The sequence below is a fragment of the Rhizobium sp. SL86 genome, from assembly GCF_026672545.1.
Taxonomy (GTDB): Bacteria; Pseudomonadota; Alphaproteobacteria; order Rhizobiales; family Rhizobiaceae; genus Neorhizobium.
The window spans coordinates 1-15,864 of sequence record NZ_JAPPRJ010000004.1 but is presented as its reverse complement, the minus strand read 5'-3'; the positions used below and the strand labels follow the sequence as shown (position 1 = coordinate 15,864).

The following is a 15,864-nucleotide window of genomic DNA, read 5'->3' as shown; positions in this document are numbered from 1 at the left end:
GCGATTTTGGCCAACTCAAAGAACAGATGGCGAACGTGTAGTCACGTAGAAGCTCACTGCGAACCTTGATCTTCCAAGGCGCGGTAAACAGTCATCCTTGAAATGTTCAGCTCACGCGCAACGGCGGCTTTCGTTGCGCCAGCCGCGATTCGCTTGCGGATTTCCGCGTCATCGACATTCTTCTTCCTGCCCGTATAGATGCCGTCAGCTTTTGCCGCGTCGATGCCCGCTCGTTGCCTGTCTTTGATGAACTTGAGTTCCATGTCAGCGACCATGCCGAGGATGGTGATGACCATTCGACCCATGCTCCCGGCTGTCGTGACTTCGGGTTCAAGAATGCGGAGTGACGCACCCTTTTCGTCAAGCTCATGAACGAGATTGAGAACGTCGCGTGTGGAACGACCGAGCCGATCAAGCCGCAGCACCACCAGCTCATCGCCCGCATGAAGAAACTGCATGATGGTTTCCAGCTCGGATCGCCCCTTCCGGGACGCTCCCGATCCGGTTTCTGATCGGATGATTTCGCAACCTGCGGCCTTCAGACGCTCGTTCTGAATATCGAGGTCCTGATCTGTGGTGCTGACGCGAGCGTATCCAATGCGGGCCATGGCGATCTGTAACATTAGGGTGGTTCCGATTGTGTAACGTCACTTTGATCGAAAATCCACCCTTTTGTTACACTCTACGCACGTCACATTTGAATGTCACTTTAGGGCGTACCCTACAGTGCCATTGGGGAGCCGCCGCCGCGAAGTCACCCGCTTTAGCCGCACTTTTATGATCGCCTTTGTGGCACGATATCGTCGCATCCAACATGCGGTATGCGGGGCTCCCGAATTTACGAGCGGCCCGCCGCTGTTGACATCATAGGGTCGGCGATCTAAATCTACACCCAACGTCAGGTTTAGGAAGCTGCTGCATTGTCGTCCCTTATTCAAATCGGTGAGCTGTCAGAGCGCGCAGGTGTCAGCCACCGCACGATCCATTATTATGAGCGGCTTGGGCTGGTGCAGCCGGCTGAACGCGAGGGTGCAGGCTACCGCTATTACGATGAAACCGCGCTCAAGCGTTTGGAGAAGATCGCCGCCTTGAAGCGGCTCGGCCTCAATCTCGATGAAATCGCTGCGGTCCTCCCTCTCTATTTCGCGGATGCGACCGGCATCAAGGGCAAGGAAAAGGTGGTCGAGATTCTGAAAGTCCAGCTCGCCAAGGCTGAAACCCAGCTTCATGAACTGACCGCGTTCAAACGGGATCTGGAAGGCAACATCGCCCGTATGGAAGAGCTGATCGCACAGGCGCAGCGGGGCTGAAGGCAAGCAAGGCAGGAAAACATGAATCCACAATCTAAAGCTAACGTCAGGTTACATAATGAATAGAACCGGCCTCACTGCCCGCCATGTCGCATTGCTGGCGCTTCTCATGGCCTGCGGATTTCTTGTCGTCGGCCAGCTCTATGTGACCATCCCGCTCGTTCGGGGAATAGCATCCCGTTTTGCCGTCGATCCCGCACGAGCCTCCCTGAGCGGGACAGCCTTCGGTCTTGCCTATGCGGCGGGCTTCCTGATCTTCGGCCCCCTGTCGGATCGTTACGGCCGCAAGCGCATGATCCTCATCGGACTGGTCGGCACCACCTTGGCGACTGCCCTCGTCGGAATGGCGAGCGGTTTCGGATTTCTGCTATTGGCGCGGGCCGTGCAAGGGCTGGCTGCCTCGATCTTCCCTCCGTCCGCCCTCTCGCTCGTGACGGAAGATCTGCCCGCGCAACACCGGCCGCTCGGGGTCTCATTGATGAGCTTTGCCTTCCTCGGTGCGGCCCCGCTGGCGCAACTGTTCGCGGCCGGGTCGAACGGGGAATTACCCGCCATCATGTTCCAGCTCGCGCCGCTCTATGCCGTCGGCGCGCTCGGTCTGGCTTTCACCGCATCATCAAAACGGACGACATCTGCCCCGCAAAACGATGCGCAGGCTGCGCGTCCGGCCGGATTGCTGCGCGATCCGGGCATCGTCGCGGCGTGGCTGGCGGCTGTGACCGTGCTGCTCGGGTTCGTCTCCTTCTACAGCGGGGCGCAAATCCTTGGTGCGACGATCGGGGTTGACCTTCAAACCCTGCGGCTTGTCGGCCTGCCGCCCCTGCTTTTCACGTTCGCAGCGGCCCCGTTGACGCGCCGCTATGGTGCCACGGTCACGGCGCGCCTCGGCCTGATCCTCGCGGCGGCGGCGCTCGGGATCGCCGCCATTGCCACACCATCGGCGGCGCTGCTGGCGAGCGCCTTTCTTTCTGGCGGTGTGGCCCTTGCCGTGCCGGGGCTTATCGCCACCGTCGCTGGCCGGACGACGAACGCTAATCGTGGCCGGGCGCTGGCGATCTACAGTTTCGCCCTGTTTGTCGGCGCGAGCACCGCGCCGCCCATCGCGCAAGCCCTCGCAGGCCTTGGTGCCGCCCCGCTTTGGCTGCTGTCGGCCGTCCTGCTGCTGTTGGCCGCCCTCGGGCTCACGTTCGGCATTTCCCGACCCTCATCCTCCAGCCCACGATGAAAGGAGTCCTCGACATGCCCCGATTACGCCCCGCCATTGCACTCGCCGCGCTCGGTCTCATCGCCGGAAGCCCCGCGACCATCTCGCTCGCTGATACGCCGAAAGGAAACCCCATGACCACAACTGCTCTGGCCCAGCCCGTTGCTGACACCATCGCGACCTATATGCCGGCCGGATATCGTGAAATCGCCCGTCGCCCCGTCACCGTAGACAAGGAAGGGGCGGAACTGGTGCGCTACGAGCGAACGGACGGCCGCAATGCTGCGCTCGGCGGCGAGCATTTCAGCACCGTCGTTGCGAATAACGGCCGCCTCAAGGGCTTTGCCCGCATGGACCTCGATCTGGTCGGCGGCGAACTGCCGTCCCGTGAGCAAGCGCAGGCTATCGCCATGAGCTTCCTGCGCGAAGCCGCCCCCGATCTGCTGCCGGTTCTGAAAATCAGTTGGGTCGATCCTCACGACGAGCCGCTGCGCGTCATCCGTAACGGTGTCACGAAAAACCTGACGCTGACCGGCATGAAGGTGAAGATGCGCAATACTGCCGATGGACTTTGGATGTGGGTCATAGTTGGCGCTGACCGTAAGGTCATGGTGTTCGAGCGCGATATTCACTGGATCACCTTTCCCGGAAAGCGTGGCACGGAAAAATGGCTGCACGATGCCTGGCTTGCAGAGAAGGGACATAGCGTTCGCCCGTCCTGAATCCGTTTCCTCATGGACCGGCGGGCGCTGTCGCACCCGGCAGCGCCGCAGAACTCTGAACACAAGTTTAAATAGCACCTAAGTTTTGCAAAGTGCATTTTCGCGCCGCTGCTCAGGCAGCGATTTTGCCGAAATCTATCCGGTTGTCCAGATCGAGGTCGAACCGACCGTAGGGATTGACGTGCGCATAGATCAGCGGCGTGAGACCGCGATAATCTTCCGGTGCCATACGGCCGTTCCAGACTGGTTCGGAGAGCACGGTTTGCAGCATGCGCGTGTTCACATAGACGAGCGAGGCTTGCAGAAGATGCAAGGCCAATGCCGAAACCTCCTGCTCATCAATGCGGTTGGTCGCCATTTCACCACCCTTACCGAAGAAGACGAAACCGTTGGCGCTATTCCAGTTTTCGACAACGTTGAGTCCTTCATGGATTTCCCGGCGGAAGGCTTCCTGCCGCAGGTAACGGCATAGAAAGATCGTCTTGACTGTGCGCCCGAGTTCGCTCAACGCCTTGTAGGTTGGGTGCATCACTTCCGCCCGTGCGAAGCGGCGCAGGATCGCCTCCGGATCGGCTGTGCGCGTCTGCATGGCAGCGGCATATTTGACCATTTCGTCATATTGCTGCTCGATCTCCTCCCAGTTGATCGGGGTGGAAAGGATCGGAAGCAGGTTCGGCAATCTTAGCCGGAAGCTCGCATCCGGTAGTGCCAGCTTCTGCCGGGCAATCGCCTTCAGGCGTGGGGCGAGTTCAAAGCCGAGCAAGCGGCAGAAGGCGAAACCAACGGCGCTCTGGCCGTGGCTATCGACATATTGCCGCTGGATTTCCAGATCGGTGCAATGGCGAAGAACACCTTCGATCATCGATGCAACTTCCGACGACGAGCACCGCTTGAGCTGGGAATAGACGCAGGTGGCTCGCTTTTCGACATGCCAGTAGATCATGACGCCGCGTCCGCCATAGCGGGCATGCCACTCCGTCATCAGGTTGCGATCCCAGGCCCCGAACTTCGTGGAATCCGATGCGCAGGCCGTCCCGGCGTCACCCCAGACTGCTGCGTTGCGAATTGCAAGCGTGGCATTGGCGACCAGAGCGCAGGCTTCCCGCAAAGCGCCAGCGTGGATGAAGCGGCGATGCACATGAAGAAGCTCCTCATAGCTGGCATCGGTGGTGGCCCCGGCCATTGCATCGGTCATCGCCGTTTCCCGCGCCATCAGATACACCGCATAAAGCGCGAGCTGGCGCGTCTGCGTGTGGCGGCGCATCTCCGACACCTTTTCGCCGGAAACCCGGCGGGCAACATGCTCGATCCACGCTGGGTTGATCGCTGAAAGCATATTCCGTGGGAGTTTCAGGCTCCGGATAAACGCAAGCCGAGCGGTCACCTCCAGAATGTTGTCGAGCGTTGCTCGCCCCGCGTCTGCTTTCATCGCATTGAAGCCTGTCAACCCTTCCGCGTCAGCCAGGGAGCTTTCGATCGCTGCAACAGTCCCAGGCGGAAGCGCTGCGCTCACCTCATGAAGCCAGCCGTCGAGATATTGTTGCCGTTGCGAACGAACAAGCCGTTCCAGCTCCTTGGCAGACGGACCATAGATATTGCGATCCCGGCACCAGAGGAACACCGCCTCAAGCATGGCGCTGACGGATTGTCCGGACGGGCAAAGCTCGCCGATAATCCAATAAGAAAGCGCTTCGCGGTCATGTCGCGTCATTCGGCCAAAGCCGAGATACTGCAAAATCTCGGCGCAATGCCGACGTGCTGTTCTCGCGCCGAAATCATAACCGGACAGTTCGTCGGCTGGGATGCCGATCTGCTCGGCCAGGTATTCGGCAGCATCGGTCGGGATCAATGTGCCATCGTCAGCGAAAAATCCGCGTGCGCTGAAAAACTTCAACTGCGAGGCCAAGCCGAGCCTCGTCGCGGCTGGTTTGGAATTGATGAAATCAATGTCGGCGAAGCTCAGGCTCCATTGACCGACAATGTCCGAACTCGAAATACCCGTACTCATTAAAGCGCTCCTCAAATTGGAGCGCAATGTCACGACCGGGCACTTCTCGGGTCAATCCTCCACGCCGTGTTCCCACAACGTTCTGCGAGTTGGCCAAAATCGCAGCTTCGGGCCGACTGGGCCATCAAGGCGCGCCAGATCGATCAAGAGTTTCCGCGTTGCAAGTGGAAACATGGGCATTGCCGCAAAGGCAGGGTGGTGGTAATAATTGCTACCACCACATACGGAGGTCACCATGCCCAATGTTGAGAAAGTAAGCATCTCGATGACGCCACAACATGCCGAGCTGTTGCGCGATGCTGTAAGCAGCGGCGCCTATGCCAGCGGAAGCGAAGTTGTCCGCGAAGCAATGCGTGATTGGTCGGCCAAGTGGATCCAGAAGCGCGACGATATCGCAAAGTTGCGCGCGATGTGGGAAGAAGGCAAGGCCAGTGGCCCCGCGGTCGAGGTCGATTTTGACGCGGTGTTGGATGAAGCGCGTCAGGAAATGGCGGCCGCCAACCCTCATGCCCGTTAAGCTTCTCTGGACACCAAAGGCTCGAGCCGACGTTAAGAAGATCTACACCGACATCGCTAAAGAGCAGCCTCGGAGCGCGGAACGTTACTTTTCCAAATTCCGAAAAAAGGCGGAAATGTTGATCGAGCATCCTCGTCTGGGCGAGCGTCATCCGGAAGTGTTCCGCACTGCCCGGATGTTAGTGGAGGCGCCCTACGTTATTCTGTATGAAATAAAGCCTGACACTCAGGACGGACCTGTTCATACAGTTGAGATCGTCCGAGTTGTGGATGGACGGCGGGATCTTTCTGCCTTGTTCTGAAAACATAATTGAGGCCCTGAGCAAGTCCCAAACGCCTTGAAGGGATGTGAACCTGAGACCCTGCTATTCGGATTTTCGCTTGGCGCCAGATTATATAGTAGTTGCAGGATCTTGATCCCCTCTCAATCGGCTGCCATTGAAGTTGAACGCGGACGAACAGGCTTATCCGTTGGCTTTGCTTCAACAAAAGTCTTTTGAAGAGGGGTTTTATGCGCATTAGAGAGCCTTTGGTATGATCAGGCTTCTTTTGGCTTCCCGGCAAGGAGGACTACAGAGCACCAGGAACGTTGACGATTTCAGAAGCCGGAAAGGTTCATCTCGAAATCCTTGGGAGTTTTTCCGGCCCGACCGGGTCCATCGAGGACCTTAAGGACGAGACGATGACCATCGGACGCGTGGTCGGCCAGATTGAGAAGGAAGGCATGCTCACTCTTGAGCACTGCTTCTATCGGAAGCTGCCTTACGGTTTCGGCGGTGTCATCAAGTCGAAAGTCGAAGCATCCTGGGCAATTTTGGGTGTGGCATTCGACGTTGATGAGGATATCCTTTTCGACGAGCAGTACATCTCTGTCCAAGGCTTCGAAGAGTGGCTTCGTGTTTCAGGGCTTTCGCTGTCGTTAATCGATACCCCACTCGTTTACTCGGTCGAATATCGTCGACCCGAGCCGATTACCCTATATGAAGGCGATGATTTCATGTTGTCCGTTGGTTTCGGACACACCATGCCGTCCATGACCGACGTGAAGCATGCAGAGATAAACGCCTCGGCTTATCTGAAAATATCGGCCCGGGAACCGCAGAAGCCCGGCTTCTTTACAAACATCGTTACTATGCTTCGAGAGTTTGTATCCTTTGCCGTCGACACTACAGTGTCGGTGACGGAAGTCTGGGCGATCAATAAAGCCATCACGGAACCGATTGGCGAGGGTAAAACCAAATCAGCCAAGATGGACTTGTACTACCGTTCGAAAAACCACCTCGGTAACACGCCCAAAATTGACCACTTCCGGATGTTATATCGCTACCTTGATCTTCAGGGTAATTCCCAGAAGATATTCGCCAGTTGGTTCGAGTTGTACGATGTAATCCTGCCGGTCTTGCATCTCTATTTTTCAACGAGAGCAGGGTCACATACATTTCTGGAGGGACGTTTTCTCTCTCTCGCCCAGGCTGTTGAAACGCTGCACCGCCGAACCTCGTCTGAAACCGCGATGGCCGCCGCCGATTTCGGCGCCTTGAAGGACCTCCTGATCAAGGCCGCTCCTGACGCGCACAAGGAGTGGATTGGACAGAAGCTGGCTTTCGCCAATGAGATCAGCCTTGCAAACCGACTGAAGCGGATTCTCGAACCATTCAAGGATCGGTTTGGAAGCGACGCAGACAGAAAGCGTCTTGTCCGGTTGATAGTGGACACCCGAAACTACCTGACGCACTATGATCCTAAATCGGAGCACAAGTCGGCTGATGGAATGCAGCTATATGTGCTTTGCGAGAAGATGGAGGCGCTGCTCCAGCTTCATTTCCTGAAAACACTTTCGTTTTCGGATGAGCAAATTGAGGCTGTTTGCGTGGGACCGCAGGCGTTGAAGGAAAAGCTCAATTTACGCCTTACATAAGAGACAAATTAGATTTAGGCCCCAAGTGCTTCAGTATATTTAGATCGTTTGGGGAGAAGTGACCATTGTTGATTGCCAATGAGAACTGCCCCAGACGTCGTCGAAAATCCTCGCCGGGCCTTGTGGTCCGACTGTGGCTTTCTCCTAGCCGAACGACAAAATCGATCCGGTCGGATGGGTCATCATCAGTGAATTTTGGTATGATTCGGTAGCGCCGGCATTTCCGGGGGAGTGATGTTCATCACGCTCGAGGATGAAACCGGTATCACCGATCTGGTGGCGTGGACGAAGGTGGCGCGCCGCTTACGGATCAACGCCTCGCCGAGGAACCGAAGTCACCTTTGCTCCATCGATTTATGCCTCGACGCGAACGCTTCTGGAAAGAGCGCCAGAGCAATACGCCCCGTCAAGCTTTGTGGATCGTCCTGCGCCGCATTGAGCGCAACCGCCAGCTTGCTCTGGACGCTCTTTGTTTCCAGAATGTCTTTCCTGTCCACAAGCCCGGCAAATCGACGGATGAGTCGTCACGCAAAATCTGGCTGAGGCACGTCGCGAGGATGTGATTCTTGATGCCATTGAGTTCCTGGGCATTCCCTCCCGAAAACAGCGTGGAGAGACCAAGCGCCATGCGCAGAATTGGCACCTGGGTGCGTTCGCTCGCTTGCAAAAGCAACTCCCACTCCGACTGCTCAAGAAACCAGTGGGGTAGGCGCCATCGCCTCCAGAACCTTTCGTACAGCATCGTCAAAGGTCCGCGCCGTTATCGGCTTTCGATCGGACCAAAATTACATCATCGGTCAATCCATTCTTTTTCAGCATGGTCTGGACGGATGCCGCAAGGTGATCCAAAGCCTGATGCGCCTGTGCGCTCAGGAGAAGGCGAACCGTCGGATCCCCAGCAAGAGCTCTTCGCACCACTTCGGTGACCAGCCTGGTCTTCCCAACTCCAGGAGGACCAACGACCAACTGGGAAGGACCGGTTGACCAAATCGAGCGCAACGCGTCCTGTTTCGACTTGTCCAGTTTCTCGAAATGTTTGTCTTCGACAAGCGGTTCATCCTCATATGACCGCAGCCGCGCCCTCGGATCGAGCAACATATTGGCAAGTTCGGACTGCGTCGAAAGCATTGTCAGCATCCGGAGCCGCCGCCGAAGCACCTGCTCTGTTCCTGTCTCGTCGACCCTGCGCAAATGGAGTTGCGTATTCGGTGGGAGCACACCGTCGAGAACTTGGAACTCGTAAAGCCTTCTGTTGTCTTTTTGGACTGGACGGATGAATCGGACGTTGGCCGCAGCTCGGACCGTCATCCCAAGGCCGGCCGCTTCGGTCAGCTGCCATTCCGCATCAACGTCGGCCTCCTCTCGATCGAAGAGCCTTCGCATAAGCTTATGTGGTTCGTCCACATTGAGCGCCTCCGAAAGACGGAGCCGGTGCTCTAAGTCACTCGCTGCGATCTCGACGATCCGCTTGTTTCCCTGCTGTCGCTGCCCCACCAACTCGACTGGAGCGATCTCAGCCACTTTGAACAGCGCTTCGGCAATCTGTGCGAGGAGCAGACCACGTCGGACAACGAGCCCCGGATCATCATCGGTCACTATCTCGAATGCCGCGCTCCAATCGAGAGCATCAGAGCGCAGTTCATTCAAACGTGCCGTCGCAGCCGCAAAACGGATGATCTCAATCCTGTGCTCTGGAAGGTCAATGGTTTCCCGCCGGCCAAGAATGACGTCGTCCCTGAAACGAGCGTTATTGCAAGAAGCGATATTCCAGGTTTCATCAGTTCCGGCAACGCGCAAGGGTTGGAGATCATAGACCAGGCTTTCCGTCATCAGCAAAAGATCGCCTCTTGGTGTGCGCGTCAAAGTGGCACCCGTTTCGAGATCCGCTCGAACAAAATCAACTTGAGAAGCCGCATCGTCGGTATCGAACGCGTCACCAGAGGCTGCATTCAATCTTGCCGAAAGGCGACTTGTCTGTCCAAGTCGAAGGGCCAGCACATAGCGACCATTCCCGGCAAATGCCTCGGCATCCAATTCGTTGAGAATCGCGTCAATTCGACCTGTTACTGCTGCTGCATCCAGAATGCGATTGCGCTCTGGCTCAAACAATAACCTTATCAGGTCGATTTCAGATGGCCTCAGGTCAATCCTCGCTCGACCTGCGATGAAATGCGTATCTTCTTCCCAGAGGGTATCCGGCTTTAGGCCGATCAGATCCGCGACAACCTGACCAAGAGCACGATAACGTCCGCGCAGCTGGTGTAATTTCGGGGGCGATTTTCGTGGAGAAAGCGGTGGAGATTTCGCTTTGGTTTTCCGCGAGACGTCAGGTGGGCACCGGGCCCGTCGGAGAAGGTGGAGTTGCGAGACTTCAACCTGACCGAAAGGAAGACCCGATGACCGACGACAGATTACCTCTTGCCGAGCTTGCCGCGAAGAGCGGCGATCCGGATTTTCTTCGATTGATTGCCGAAAGCGTGCTGCAAATGATCATGGAGGCCGATGTGGACGGCCTGATCGGAGCCGGACGCTACGAGCGTGGCGAAAGCCGCCAGACCTGGCGCAACGGCTATCGCGACCGGACGCTCGACACGCGGCTCGGCACCTTGAACCTGAAGATCCCGAAGATGCGCTCCGGCAGCTATTTTCCCGGCTTTCTGGAGCCGAGGAAGACGGTGGAGAAGGCGCTGGTGGCCGTCATTCAAGAAGCCTGGATCAATGGTGTATCGACCCGCAAGGTCGATGAGCTGGTGCAGGCCATGGGGATGACCGGTATCTCCAAATCCTCCGTTTCCAAGCTGTGCAAGGATATCGATGAGCGTGTGAACGCCTTCCTCAGACGCCCACTTTCCGGCGCCTGGCCGTATCTCTGGCTAGATGCGACCTATCTGAAGATGCGCGAAGGCGGACGCATCGTCTCTGTCGCGGCAATAATCGCGGTGGCTGTCGACACGGACGGCAAGCGGGAAATCGTCGGCCTGCATATCGGCCCTTCCGAAGCCGAACCGTTCTGGACGAGCTTCCTGCGTGATCTGGTGCGCCGAGGGCTGACGGGCGTCAAGCTCGTCATCTCCGATGCTCATGAGGGATTGAAGGCCGCCATCACCCGTGTGCTCGGCGCGACGTGGCAGAGATGCCGGGTTCACGCCATGCGCAATGCACTCGCCTATGTGCCCAAGGGACAGCACACCATGGTGGCCGCCGCGATCCGCCAAGCCTTCATCCAGCCTGACCATGACGGAGCCGTTCAGACCTGGCGGCATGTCGCTGACCAGCTCCGCGCCAGATGGCCGAAGCTCGGAGCCTTCATGGACGATGCAGAGACTGACGTACTTGCCTACATGGCGTTCCCGTCCCAGCATCGCACCAAGCTCCACAGCACGAACCCTCTGGAGCGCTTGAACAAGGAAGTGAAGCGCCGCGCTGATGTCGTCGGCATCTTTCCCAACGAGGACAGCATTGTCCGGCTCATCGGAGCCGTGCTCCTCGAAGCCAACGACGAATGGCAGCTTCAGCACCGCTACATGCAGATCGAGGGCATGGCAGAGCTCAACACACCAAGAATTGAGGAGGAAAAGCCCCTTCAGATGACACCAAAAGCCGCCTGATCATGACGGCCCGGTCCAGCGCCCGAATTTACACCAGATTGACGGACGCTATCAAGAGCACGCCAATCGTCCAGAAAGGAAAAAATGACCGACCCAACCGGGCGACTATTCGCAATCACTTTCAACGGAGCCTTGTTTAGCTCAGCAACCCGGAGACAAAACTCGAACCCGCCGAGGCGAAAGTCCGGTTTGGTGGCGGCACCAGTGGAATAGATAGCCCTGGCATCTATTCGTCCGTGAACCAGTCCTTGACCATGGACAGCCCCAAGGGCTTCGGCCAGACGGCGGAGATTCCTCCAGAGGAAGGACCGTTGACGTGCTCCATGTAACGCACGTAGCCAATGGTCTGAGCGAAGAAACTGCGAGGCGTATTCGAGAGGCGCAACATCGCTTGGCATGATCATGTAGAATGCGTCGTCACACTCCCCCGAACCAGACACATCGACAATTACTTCATCTGCACGAGGGAAGGACCTAACCCGCTCACTTTGACGCATTTCGTGCCGCCAAAGTTCTCTCAGATCTGAGTCAACCGCTGTTCCAGTCTTCGACCAATACTTGAGAACGACAGGGTCGCCGTTCCTGCGATCTGTCGCGCGGATCACAGCCGACTTCAGTGCCGCGGCATTCGGGGAAGATAAGAAGGTTTCAGCCAACTCGAATCGTTGCTCGAGGGTCTCGCGCTGTCGTTCAACATGCTTTGGGTGCATCGTATTTCCCGCTGCCGCATCTGCGCAACTGTCTGCTTGATTCAGCTTTCTTCGAATCAGTACAGACAAAGATAATACAATCTATGAGTTACAGTAGAGTTTGCAACCAGGGATGGAGTATCGCCACACAATAAATGTTGCCCGACATTTTCGATGAGCTGTGGTTGGTCTTGGCCGATGCGAAGCGGTTCTGCCACGTCACCAACGCGCTTGCGAGACCGAGGCCTTCAACGGCGAGGAACCGCCCCACTTCTCCGACCGAGTCCTCGCCTTCACGAAGCGCCATTAGATATCAAAAGGCGGGGAGCTCGCTGCCGCCCGACCAATCGGTGATGAGAAGTCATTTTCCGGGTGGATCGCTCAGATCTTCCTGATCAGCCCATTGTCAGGCTCGTCCTTCGGCTTTTCGTCCAGCGTGGGCTTTAGGAGTGGATGAACATGCCGCGTTAAGGTGATTTCGAACGTGACGGATGGCTTGAATGCGCTGGAAGGAACTTTGGCGTCTGTACCGGCCGCAAGTTCGTGCGCGATTGAATCGTCGCCTCTTGCGAGGCCAGTGATTAGCCGCTGTGTTTCAGCGTCGAGCCCAAGGTTCAGGATACTTCCGAAGGTCGGGTTGTTCCACATCCAGGGGATCACATAGGGAGCCGCCGGCAACGAAAGTCCGGCGCTACCGGAAATCGCAAGATTCCACGCATTGGCAATGACGAACCAGCCGAACGGCAGATTAGATAGGATCGCGTTTCGATGAAGGTCTCCAGCGGTCTTGAACTGACCGTGCGTTGGCGCGATCCAGAAGCCGGCGTCGGACACCAAGCACGGTTCTGCTTCAATCTGCTGTTGCAGTGCAAGCCCGAAGGTCGAGCCAACATAGAGTGCGCTGGAATTCGACTTGTGGCCGATCTGAATCGCCTCTACCGAGTTGAATTCGAAAAACTCGATCGGCGGGCAGTAAGCAGCAAACTTCACGGCAGCTTCGCCGAACCGCTTGGCAAGATATCGCAGCTTGAGATGCTGGTCGCGATCAGTCGCCCCGAATTCAGAGCTCAGCGAATATTGCCCGCTGACGTCAGGATAGAGGCGCTTCGCCTGAACTAAATAGGCTGCGCTTTGCGTCGGCGTTCGTAGCAATTCGTCGACGAACGATATAATCAGTCCGAAATCAGAGTGGCTAACATGATGTTCCCACTTCGTTGGATGGGCTTGCATCGTGAGCTGCAATGACCAGCCGAGCGCGTCCTCAAGCCAATCCTGTGCGATAGTCAGTTTGTCGATCTTCCACATCTCATCGCCAGCCAGCATTCGACCCAGTCGTCTGGTCAGTTCCCGCTCGTCAGGCGGGTCCGACACTCCAAGCTCACTGGTTAGGCGACGATCAAAGTGACTAAAATAAAAGGCTAGGTTAAGAATGTCGCTATTGGAAAGCATGTAGTCGCCTGGGTTGAAAATTGGTTGGAGTCAGCGGGGTCGCGTACCGTCGCACGATAGGCCGATTGGCCTTAAGTCTTGCTCAACACTTCCGCAGACGCGTCCAGCGCATTTAATAGCCGCCGAATCTAGGCAGTAAGCTGAGCTCGGCGCAACGTGTTGAAGAGATTGGCCTAGGCTTATCTCTGATCGTTAGATCACTCCCCACGCCCGAAACCTCCCCCTCCCCGTCATCTCTCTCAAGCCCAGCTCCAAAACAATTCGCCGCGCCGCCTGCGGCGTGACGTCGAGGGTTTTCGCCACCATCCCGGCCGACACCAACGGTTTCGCCATCACCAGTTCGACCAGCTCCGGCAGCTTTGAAGACGTCCGCCGCCCTTCGAGTTTCCGCTCGAACAGCGTGCGTGCCAACGCCAGCCGGTCATGCTCCTTCAGACCGATCTCGGCAGCCGCAATCAGGCCGTTGGCAATGGCGAGCAGCCGCGTCTGCCGGTCGCGATGCCGGCGCCGATCGACAGGAATGGTTTTCAGGCCGAGGTTGATGGCGGCGAGATGCGCCCCGGTGGTGATACCTGCCTGGCGCAGGATCGCCCCGGCCAGCAACCGGCCAAGCCACGGGGCGTGCTGCAGCACCGCCGGCAATTTTTCGGCCTGGCGTAACACGTCGCGCCATTCGTCGAGCCGCGCGTCTTCGTCCCAATCAAGATCATAGACGAGAGGGTCTCGTTCGCCGGTATCAGTGCGGCCAGGCCGCGTTGCGTTTTCGATCGCGGCCTCCGATCGGGCAAGTACCGCATCGATGGCAGCATAGTCGACGCCGGGAAGATCTTTGCCACCGTCACGTTCCTCCCCCTCCCCTTCCGCGTGGATCTCGTCCGCCGGCCAAATAACTTCGGCCGTCGTCGCCGAGTCCCCGCCGCCCGACCCGATCTCCGAAGTTTTCCGCAACGAGCGGATGCCGTCCGCAGAGAGCGCCCAATCCAGGGATTGGCCAGCGATCCGCCGACGAGTGCGCAGGACGTCGCGGGCGATTGTCAGTTCATGGGTCGGTGTGCGAATATCCTTCGTGGCGTCGTGGAGGACCAGGTCTTCAAGATGGACGAGTTCGCCGTCGATCCACAGCGAAGCGCACGCGTCGGCAAATTGAGATCGTTCGATCCATCCCTGGCCGACTGGCGAACGGGCGATGCGCTCGTCCAGACGCGTGAGCGCGAGACCGGCGCGGAATGCCGGCTCCATGAAGTACCTGGAGCAAATCCGGTGGCAGGAGGGATTCCTGTTTTCTGCAAATCATGAGATTCTTCTTTCATGACGAAGCGCCGCCTGCCCATGGCCGAGCATGCCGACACGCTGTCGCTGAAGGCGCTGCGAGAACTCGTGACGGGTCTGGTGGAGCGGGCTGATCGGGCAGACGCCCGGATTGAGAAGCTCGTAGCTGAGAACCAAAGGCTTCGGGATGAGAACGACCAGCTCAGGCTCGAGAACACCCGGCTGAAGATCGACAACCAGCTTCTGCGTGACGAGATTGCGCGCCTGAAAAACCTGCCGCCGCGCCCACCCTTCAGACCGTCGGGAATGGAGAAGGCGACCGGTGACAAGACGCTCACCGGCAAAGATCCGGCGTCCCGGCCGCGAGGGCCGAAGAACGACACGAAGCGGGTGACGCGTGAAGAGGTACTGCCTGTCAGCGTGCCAGTTGGATCGCGCTTCAAGGGCTACAAGGACTGCTTCGTCCGGGATCTGGTGCTCAGGGTCGAGGTGGTTCGTTACCGTCGGGAATGCTGGGTAACGCCGGAGGGAGACACCATCATCGCGCCGTTGCCTGCGGGGATACGAGGTGGCTTTGGGCCCAATCTGCGACGGTTTTGTCTGATGCTCCATGCGCATGGCCAAGTCACGACGCAGCGAATGACGACCTTGCTCAACGACGTTGGTGTCGAAATCTCCAAACGTCAGGTGGTCCGCTTTCTCACAGAGAGGCTGGATGGCTTTCATGCCGAGGATGCAGCCGTGCTCCACGCCGGCCTCGTCTCTGCGCCTTTTGTGACGGTCGACGACACCGGTGCCCGTCACGCCAACCGCAATGTTTATACGACGCATATCGGCGGTGAGCATTTCACCGCCTTTCGCACGACGTCTTCGAAGTCGCGACTGAACTTCCTGGCCCTGCTGCGCGGCAGCTATCAGGACTATATCCTCAACGATGCCGCCTTCGCTTTTCTCGAAGACCGGCAGGTGGACCCTGCCCTTCTGGCGCGGCTGAAGAGAAACGAACCGCGGCGGTTTGCCAATCAAGTTCCGTTTCTCGCCTATCTGGCTGAACATGGTATCGACATTTTCGACAGGGACATCATCCGCCCGTTCGCCGAGGCCGGCATCTGGGGTGCCATCCGCCATCATGGGCTGGTCGGCAAGGCAGTGATCGTCTCCGACGATGCCG

15 protein-coding genes and 2 pseudogenes are annotated in these 15,864 nt (G+C 57.7%); 10 read left to right on the top strand and 7 right to left on the bottom strand.

Going from position 1 to position 15,864, the window contains the following annotated elements:
• Positions 1-53 precede the first annotated feature (53 nt).
• A complete protein-coding gene (locus OU993_RS17985; RefSeq protein WP_268159875.1) occupies positions 54-608 on the bottom strand; it encodes a recombinase family protein in 555 nt (184 codons plus the stop codon).
• A gap of 312 nt (positions 609-920) precedes the next feature.
• Here OU993_RS17985 and OU993_RS17980 point away from each other — a divergent pair, with 312 nt between their 5' ends.
• The 3 genes from OU993_RS17980 (at position 921) to OU993_RS17970 (ending at position 3,236) form a co-directional block, all read left to right on the top strand.
• Entirely contained in the window at positions 921-1,310 is a 390-nt protein-coding gene (locus OU993_RS17980; RefSeq protein WP_268159812.1) for a helix-turn-helix domain-containing protein, read from the top strand.
• Between the two features lie 94 nt (positions 1,311-1,404).
• The gene (locus OU993_RS17975; RefSeq protein WP_268159810.1) at positions 1,405-2,535 is read left to right on the top strand and encodes an MFS transporter; all 1,131 of its coding nucleotides are present in this window, start codon (positions 1,405-1,407) and stop codon (positions 2,533-2,535) included.
• Entirely contained in the window at positions 2,532-3,236 is a 705-nt protein-coding gene (locus OU993_RS17970) for a hypothetical protein (RefSeq protein WP_268159808.1), read from the top strand. The genes OU993_RS17975 and OU993_RS17970 overlap by 4 nt, the downstream gene beginning before the upstream one ends.
• A gap of 112 nt (positions 3,237-3,348) precedes the next feature.
• Here OU993_RS17970 and OU993_RS17965 read toward each other — a convergent pair whose 3' ends face one another.
• Positions 3,349-4,665 (bottom strand): transposase, encoded by a 1,317-nt coding sequence (locus OU993_RS17965; protein ID WP_442793003.1) that lies wholly within the window; start codon positions 4,663-4,665, stop codon positions 3,349-3,351.
• A 135-nt stretch (positions 4,666-4,800) separates the two neighbouring features.
• Positions 4,801-5,244 (bottom strand): annotated as a pseudogene (locus tag OU993_RS17960) (DUF4158 domain-containing protein); the annotation flags it as partial.
• Between the two features lie 235 nt (positions 5,245-5,479).
• Between OU993_RS17960 and OU993_RS17955 the strand changes: the two are divergent.
• From OU993_RS17955 to OU993_RS17940, 5 genes and pseudogenes are all read left to right on the top strand, one after another.
• A complete protein-coding gene (locus tag OU993_RS17955) occupies positions 5,480-5,761 on the top strand; it encodes a ribbon-helix-helix domain-containing protein (RefSeq protein ID WP_268159806.1) in 282 nt (93 codons plus the stop codon).
• Entirely contained in the window at positions 5,751-6,062 is a 312-nt protein-coding gene (locus OU993_RS17950) for a type II toxin-antitoxin system RelE/ParE family toxin (protein ID WP_268159805.1), read from the top strand. The genes OU993_RS17955 and OU993_RS17950 overlap by 11 nt, the downstream gene beginning before the upstream one ends.
• 251 nt (positions 6,063-6,313) lie before the next feature.
• Positions 6,314-7,117, top strand: a pseudogene (locus OU993_RS28775) (hypothetical protein); the annotation flags it as partial.
• 18 nt (positions 7,118-7,135) lie between these two features.
• Positions 7,136-7,678, top strand: coding sequence for a HEPN domain-containing protein (locus tag OU993_RS28770; protein ID WP_326493851.1), 543 nt, complete (start codon positions 7,136-7,138; stop codon positions 7,676-7,678).
• Positions 7,679-7,912: 234 nt separating this feature from the next.
• Entirely contained in the window at positions 7,913-8,221 is a 309-nt protein-coding gene (locus tag OU993_RS17940; protein WP_268159804.1) for a hypothetical protein, read from the top strand.
• A gap of 201 nt (positions 8,222-8,422) precedes the next feature.
• Here the strand turns inward: OU993_RS17940 and OU993_RS17935 are convergent, their stop codons facing one another.
• Positions 8,423-9,787, bottom strand: a complete 1,365-nt coding sequence (locus tag OU993_RS17935; RefSeq protein WP_268159802.1) for an AAA domain-containing protein — start codon at positions 9,785-9,787, stop codon at positions 8,423-8,425.
• Positions 9,788-10,074: 287 nt separating this feature from the next.
• On the opposite strand from OU993_RS17935, the gene OU993_RS17930 reads away from it, so the two are divergent.
• A complete protein-coding gene (locus tag OU993_RS17930; RefSeq protein WP_268159800.1) occupies positions 10,075-11,286 on the top strand; it encodes an IS256 family transposase in 1,212 nt (403 codons plus the stop codon).
• On the opposite strand, the gene OU993_RS17925 is transcribed toward OU993_RS17930, so the two are convergent.
• From OU993_RS17925 to OU993_RS17915, 3 genes are all read right to left on the bottom strand, one after another.
• Positions 11,262-11,996, bottom strand: coding sequence for a hypothetical protein (locus OU993_RS17925; protein WP_268159796.1), 735 nt, complete (start codon positions 11,994-11,996; stop codon positions 11,262-11,264). The genes OU993_RS17930 and OU993_RS17925 overlap by 25 nt on opposite strands.
• Before the next feature lie 360 nt (positions 11,997-12,356).
• On the bottom strand, positions 12,357-13,424 hold the full coding sequence (locus OU993_RS17920) for a hypothetical protein (protein WP_268159795.1): 1,068 nt from the start codon (positions 13,422-13,424) through the stop codon (positions 12,357-12,359).
• Between the two features lie 192 nt (positions 13,425-13,616).
• A complete protein-coding gene (locus tag OU993_RS17915) occupies positions 13,617-14,663 on the bottom strand; it encodes an RHE_PE00001 family protein (protein WP_268159793.1) in 1,047 nt (348 codons plus the stop codon).
• 69 nt (positions 14,664-14,732) lie between these two features.
• Between OU993_RS17915 and OU993_RS17910 the strand changes: the two genes are divergently transcribed.
• Positions 14,733-15,864: cell division protein ZapB (locus OU993_RS17910; RefSeq protein ID WP_268159791.1), on the top strand; the 1,132-nt coding region annotated here is incomplete at its 3' end.